Origin of the sequence: Mesorhizobium sp. M7A.F.Ca.CA.001.08.2.1 (assembly GCF_003998455.1) — a bacterium.
GTDB lineage: Bacteria > Pseudomonadota > Alphaproteobacteria > Rhizobiales > Rhizobiaceae > Mesorhizobium > Mesorhizobium ciceri.
The window spans coordinates 1-4,907 of record NZ_RZPW01000480.1 but is presented as its reverse complement, the minus strand read 5'-3'; the positions used below and the strand labels follow the sequence as shown (position 1 = coordinate 4,907).

General features: G+C 64.5%; 7 protein-coding genes. 5 read left to right on the top strand and 2 right to left on the bottom strand.

The window, feature by feature from the left end; genetic code table 11:
- The 3 genes from EN914_RS24235 to EN914_RS24225 form a co-directional block, all read left to right on the top strand.
- Positions 1-212: hypothetical protein (locus tag EN914_RS24235; protein ID WP_127389315.1), on the top strand; the 212-nt coding region annotated here is incomplete at its 5' end.
- 150 nt (positions 213-362) lie between these two features.
- Positions 363-917: a methylated-DNA--[protein]-cysteine S-methyltransferase gene (locus EN914_RS24230; RefSeq protein WP_024501645.1), complete on the top strand. Its 555-nt coding sequence runs from the start codon at positions 363-365 to the stop codon at positions 915-917.
- Entirely contained in the window at positions 914-1,657 is a 744-nt protein-coding gene (locus EN914_RS24225; protein ID WP_024501646.1) for a 2OG-Fe(II) oxygenase, read from the top strand. Before EN914_RS24230 ends, EN914_RS24225 begins: the two co-directional genes overlap by 4 nt.
- Before the next feature lie 24 nt (positions 1,658-1,681).
- On the opposite strand, the gene EN914_RS24220 is transcribed toward EN914_RS24225, so the two are convergent.
- On the bottom strand, positions 1,682-2,281 hold the full coding sequence (locus tag EN914_RS24220) for a dihydrofolate reductase family protein (protein WP_024501647.1): 600 nt from the start codon (positions 2,279-2,281) through the stop codon (positions 1,682-1,684).
- Between the two features lie 103 nt (positions 2,282-2,384).
- On the opposite strand from EN914_RS24220, the gene EN914_RS24215 reads away from it, so the two are divergent.
- Entirely contained in the window at positions 2,385-2,801 is a 417-nt protein-coding gene (locus tag EN914_RS24215; protein WP_024501648.1) for a helix-turn-helix domain-containing protein, read from the top strand.
- A gap of 121 nt (positions 2,802-2,922) precedes the next feature.
- Positions 2,923-4,170: a DNA polymerase IV gene (dinB, locus tag EN914_RS24210; protein ID WP_024501649.1), complete on the top strand. Its 1,248-nt coding sequence runs from the start codon at positions 2,923-2,925 to the stop codon at positions 4,168-4,170.
- A 9-nt stretch (positions 4,171-4,179) separates the two neighbouring features.
- Here the strand turns inward: dinB and EN914_RS24205 are convergent.
- Positions 4,180-4,907 (bottom strand): cupin domain-containing protein (locus tag EN914_RS24205; RefSeq protein WP_127389314.1); only part of this gene is annotated, 728 nt, incomplete at its 5' end.

Here is a 4,907-nt window from a genome sequence, read left to right as displayed (position 1 = left end):
GGTCTCCCACCACCGATGCGAACATCCAGACCCAAGCTGCCGGCAGCCGCCGCGCCCCTGACGCGAAATCACGGGTGATGACCGCCATCGGCCAGATGGTCGATGATGGCAAAGCCGAATGGAGCCGCACCGCAACCGGCGAGGTTGAGTTGCGCCTGTCATCAGGCGAAGTGTTCATGCTGGGCGAAATTTCCGTCACCCGTGTCGCATGACATCCTCAGGCGAAGTGCCAATGATCGAAATCGGCGCTCTACGGCGCCGTAGAGCACCTGCCTTGGAGATTCGAATTTGAAAGCAAGCATCGGAGTGAGCGCCAATCAGCACGTGGCTAGGGTTCAGGCACAGACAAAGGAGTGAAGGCAATGAACCTCGTACAAACCAATATTCCGGCGACAGCCACCAAGCTCGCCGCCCTCGATATCATAACCTACGCCATCGGCGAATCCCCGATCGGTAAAATCCTGGCGGCACGCAGCGCTATCGGCGTCTGCGCCATCCTGATCGGCTCGGACGCCGACACACTGGAGCGGGATCTTGGCCATCGCTTCCCGGGCAAGCTACTGGTCGAAGACGGGGCCACCTTGCGCGACGATCTCGCGGCAATCGCGCGCTTCATCGAAACGCCTGGCGTCGGCCTCGACCTGCCGCTCGACCTACGCCGCGGCACGCCATTCCAGCAGCGCGTGTGGGAGGCGCTCCGAGGCATCCCGTGCGGCGCCACCATCACCTACGCCGCGCTGGCCCAGCGCCTCGGCCAGCCGGACGGCGCCCGTGCCGTGGCGACGGCCTGTGCAGCCAACGCGATTGCGCTGGGCATTCCCTGCCACCGTGTTGTCCGCGCCGACGGCACGCTGTCGGGCTACCGCTGGGGCGTCGAGCGCAAGCGCGCTCTGATCGACAAGGAGGCTACGATATGAATGCCCATGCCAGGGTTGCCGCATCGGCGGTTGAAGCTGCTCGGACGCGTGTCGCGGGTTACGACTGGCCCGCCCTTGCCGCCGAACTCGACGGCTTCGGCTGCGCGGTGATTGAAAAGCTGCTGTCGCCCGAAGAGTGCCGGCAGATCGCGGGCCTCTATCCCGAGGAGAAGCATTTCCGCAGCCACATCCATATGGCCAGGCACGGCTTCGGCAAGGGCGAGTACCGCTACTTCCGCTATCCCTTGCCCGACCTGCTGGGTGGCCTGCGCAGCGCGCTCTATCCCAGGCTGGCCGAGGTCGCTAACCGGTGGAGCGAGCGGATGGGGCAGGCCATGCGTTATCCCGCGACGCATGCCGCGTTTCTCGATCAGTGTCATGCCGCCGGTCAGACGCGGCCGACGCCGCTGCTGCTGCAATATGTGCCTGGCGACTTCAACTGCCTGCACCAGGATCTCTATGGCGACCTCGCCTTTCCGCTGCAGGTGGCGATCCTGCTCTCCGAGCCGGGCCAGGATTTCACCGGCGGTGAGTTCGCGCTGACCGAGCAGCGGCCGCGCATGCAGAGCCGGATCGAGGTGGTGCCGCTGCGCCAGGGCGACGCCGTTGTCTTTGCCGTCCACAACCGGCCGGTGCAGGGCACCAAAGGCAATTACCGCGTCAATCTGCGCCACGGCGTCAGCCGCCTGCGCTCAGGCATGCGCCACACGGTCGGGATTATTTTTCACGATGCGAAGTGAGCAGGGATAAGATGGAGGTCCCCCTCACCCCGCCGGTGCATAGCGACTGACCACCATGCCACAGTCATAGGCCTTCGAGCCGAGCAGCCGCAGGTTTCTAAGACCGCCCTGATCAAAAATCCGGCGGCCCGCACCCAGCACCGCCGGGTTGATGAAAAGCTGAAACTCGTCGACCAGCCCGGCCGCGATCAGCGCCGACGCGAAACCGGCGCCGCCGAACACGGCCATGTCGCCGCCCTCGCCCGCTTTCAGCGCATTGACTTCGCGCGGCAGGTCGCCGCTGGCCACGCTCGTGCGCTCCCAGACCGGCTCCCCGGCCGATTGCTTGAGCTTATCACTGAGCACCACCTTGCGGGCGTCGACGATGCGTTGCGCAAAGGCGTAGAACGGATCGTGCGGAAACTTCTTGGCGGCATTGCCCCAATGGGTGAGATAGCCCTCCTGCGCCATCTTGCGGCTGAGCAGGATGGTATCGACGCCTGTGAAGACAGCGTTGAAGTCCTGCTTCAGCTCATCGTCCCAGGCGCTCTCGTCACCCCACTCCCAGAGCTGCCAGGAATGATCCTCGGTGGCGCCGACAAAGCCGTCGACCGACATCTGCATCTGCAGGACCAGCTTTTTCACCGTCATTCTCCTCACGGCTATCGCAAAACAGTTTACATTTGGAACTGTTGACGCAAGGCCAAAACGATGTCAATAGTAAAGTGATTTAGAAATGGAACCATAGATGGCGACGCGCGAAAAATCCGACTGCCCGATCAACCTGTCGCTCGAACTCATCGGCGACCGCTGGACGCTGCTCATCATCCGCGACATGGTCTTCGCCGGGAAAAAGCACTTTCGCGAATTCCTGCAATCCGACGAAGGCATCTCCTCGCGCACGCTGGCCGAGCGACTGCAAACGCTTCAGGACGAAGGCATCCTCACCAGAAGCGACGACCCGACGCATGGCTTGAGAACAGTCTACCGGCTGACCGAAGCTGGCATCGACCTATTGCCGGTGCTGGCGACGCTCGGCGCCTGGGGCAGCAGGCACCGCAAGGCCGACGAGAGATTGGCCAGGATTGCCAACCAGTTGGCGGCAGGCGGCGAAGCAGCGCTGGAAAAGATGAAAGCGGCGCTGCGAACGGAGCATAGTGTCTAGGCGGTTGCGTTCAAGCCGAACCGGCATGGCTGTTGCCGCACCCAATCGCTCTTCGCTTGACAACCATCCATCTTTGTTCTTTATTTGTTCTATTCTATCAGCAACTGCGGATGTGCGGTCGATGGAAACGACAGCCACCATCCTGCATGCCGATCTCGACGCTTTCTACGCCTCTGTCGAGCAGTTGCTCGATCCGTCGCTGCGCGGCAAGCCGATCGCGGTGGGCGGCGGCGTCGTGCTCGCCGCTTCCTATGAGGCGCGCGCCTTCGGCGTGCGTGGCGGCATGCCGGGGCGCAGGGCGCGCGAACTCTGCCCGCATTTGATCTTCGTCGGCGGCAATTTCAGCCATTACCAGCGGCTGGGCGATGCGGCGATCAAGGTGCTCGACGATTTTACGCCTGTAGTCGAGCGCATTTCCATCGACGAGGCGTTTGCCGACGTCGCCGGCTGCACGCATCTGTTCGGCTCGCCGCAGGAGATCGCGACAACCATCCGCCGCCGCGTGCGGGCCGAACTCGGCCTGCCGATCTCGATCGGCGTGGCGCGCACCAAGCATCTGGCCAAGATCGCCTCGCAGGTCGCCAAACCCGACGGGCTGGTGGTCGTCGAACCCGGCACGGAACTCGCCTTCCTGCATGATCTGCCGGTCGGACTGATGTGGGGCGTCGGCCCGGCGACCAGGGCGCGGCTGGCCGAGATCGGCGTCGAGACCATCGGTCAACTGGCCAGGACGCATCGCGGCGCGCTGACGCGCCTGCTCGGTCCCGCCGCCGGCGAAAAGCTCGCCGCCCTGTCCTGGAACCGCGACCCGCGAAAGCTGGAGACGAAGCGCCGCGCGCATTCGGCCGGCGCCCAATCGGCGCTTGGCCAGAAGCCGGCTGTGGCACGGGTCATCGTGCCGACACTGCTGCATCTGGCCGACCGCGTCGCCAGTCGGCTGCGCGCCAAGGCAAGGCCCGGCCGCACGGTGACGGTACGCGTGCGCTTTGCCGATCTCAGAGCCGTCACCCGCTCGATCACGCTTGACCAGCCGATCTCGGCAACCGCGATGCTGGCCGAGATCGCCGGCGATCTGGTGCGCGGCGTGCTTGCCGACAATCCACAGGAGAAAACGATCTCGCTGCTGGCGATCTCGGTCTCGCATCTTGAGGAAAGCTTCGAGTTGCAGCTCCACCTGCCGCTTGGCCTCGCCGACGAGAGGCGCCGGCCCGGCACGAAGAAGGGCCTAGCACGCTTCGACGCCGACCGCGCCATCGACAAGATCCGCGAGCGCTTCGGCAAACAGGCGGTCGGCTACGGCACCGTGGCACTGGAGGCGGCGCGCTCGGTTCCCGACGAATTCAGGGAGTTGGCGGAGAAGGAGCTGTGAAGCCGGGGGCTACTCCATCTCTTCGCCGTCCCAGTACCGCCTCACCGCTCCCATGTCGAAAATGCCGTCGCGCCGGCGCAAGGCGTCGACCGCCATCTTGTTGGAATCTGGATAGACGCAGACCTCGTTGGGATTTTTCTCGCCGATCATCAGGTAACGGCACGGCCCCGTGCCGCTGTTGAGGAAGGAATGCCCGACCGCCAGGCCGGCCGGAAAGCAGACATAGTCGCCGGCTTTCATTTCGTGGCGCTCCTCGCCAAGCAGCAGCGTCACCTCCCCTTCCAGGATCAGCGCATGCTCCTCTTCCAGCATGTGATAGTGCCGGGGCGCCAGGCGCATGCCGGGCGCCGGCGCTTCGATCAGCATGCCGACATGATAGTCGGAGCGTCCCAGCGCGGCATAAGTCAGGTGCCTGGACCGGCCGCCGAACCGCAGACCTTCGCCCTCGACCTTCCATTCGACAGCATCGCTGGCGATCGGCGGGATCGGCGCGGCTGGGGGTTTGGTGACACCGGCCGTCACATCCGACGGCAGCGGATCGCCGGCGGTAAGGCCGGTGTTCTCGCCGTCCCAGTAGCTTCGGTTTGCAGCGAGATCGAAGATCGCGCGGCGGCCCAGGGCGCGTACCAGCACCTTGTTGGAGGCGGTGTAGACGACCACTTCATTCGGGTTGCGCTCGCCGACGATGACATAGCGGCAAAGTGCGTCGCTGGTATTGATGAGGCAATGCCCCGCCG

Excerpts from the sequence above, each read along its gene's own strand:
- EN914_RS24230 (WP_024501645.1), top strand. The coding sequence starts at position 363 with ATGAACCTCGTACAAACCAATATTCCGGCGACAGCCACCAAGCTCGCC.
- EN914_RS24225 (WP_024501646.1), top strand. The coding sequence starts at position 914 with ATGAATGCCCATGCCAGGGTTGCCGCATCGGCGGTTGAAGCTGCTCGG.
- EN914_RS24215 (WP_024501648.1), top strand. The coding sequence starts at position 2,385 with ATGGCGACGCGCGAAAAATCCGACTGCCCGATCAACCTGTCGCTCGAA.
- dinB (WP_024501649.1), top strand. The coding sequence starts at position 2,923 with ATGGAAACGACAGCCACCATCCTGCATGCCGATCTCGACGCTTTCTAC.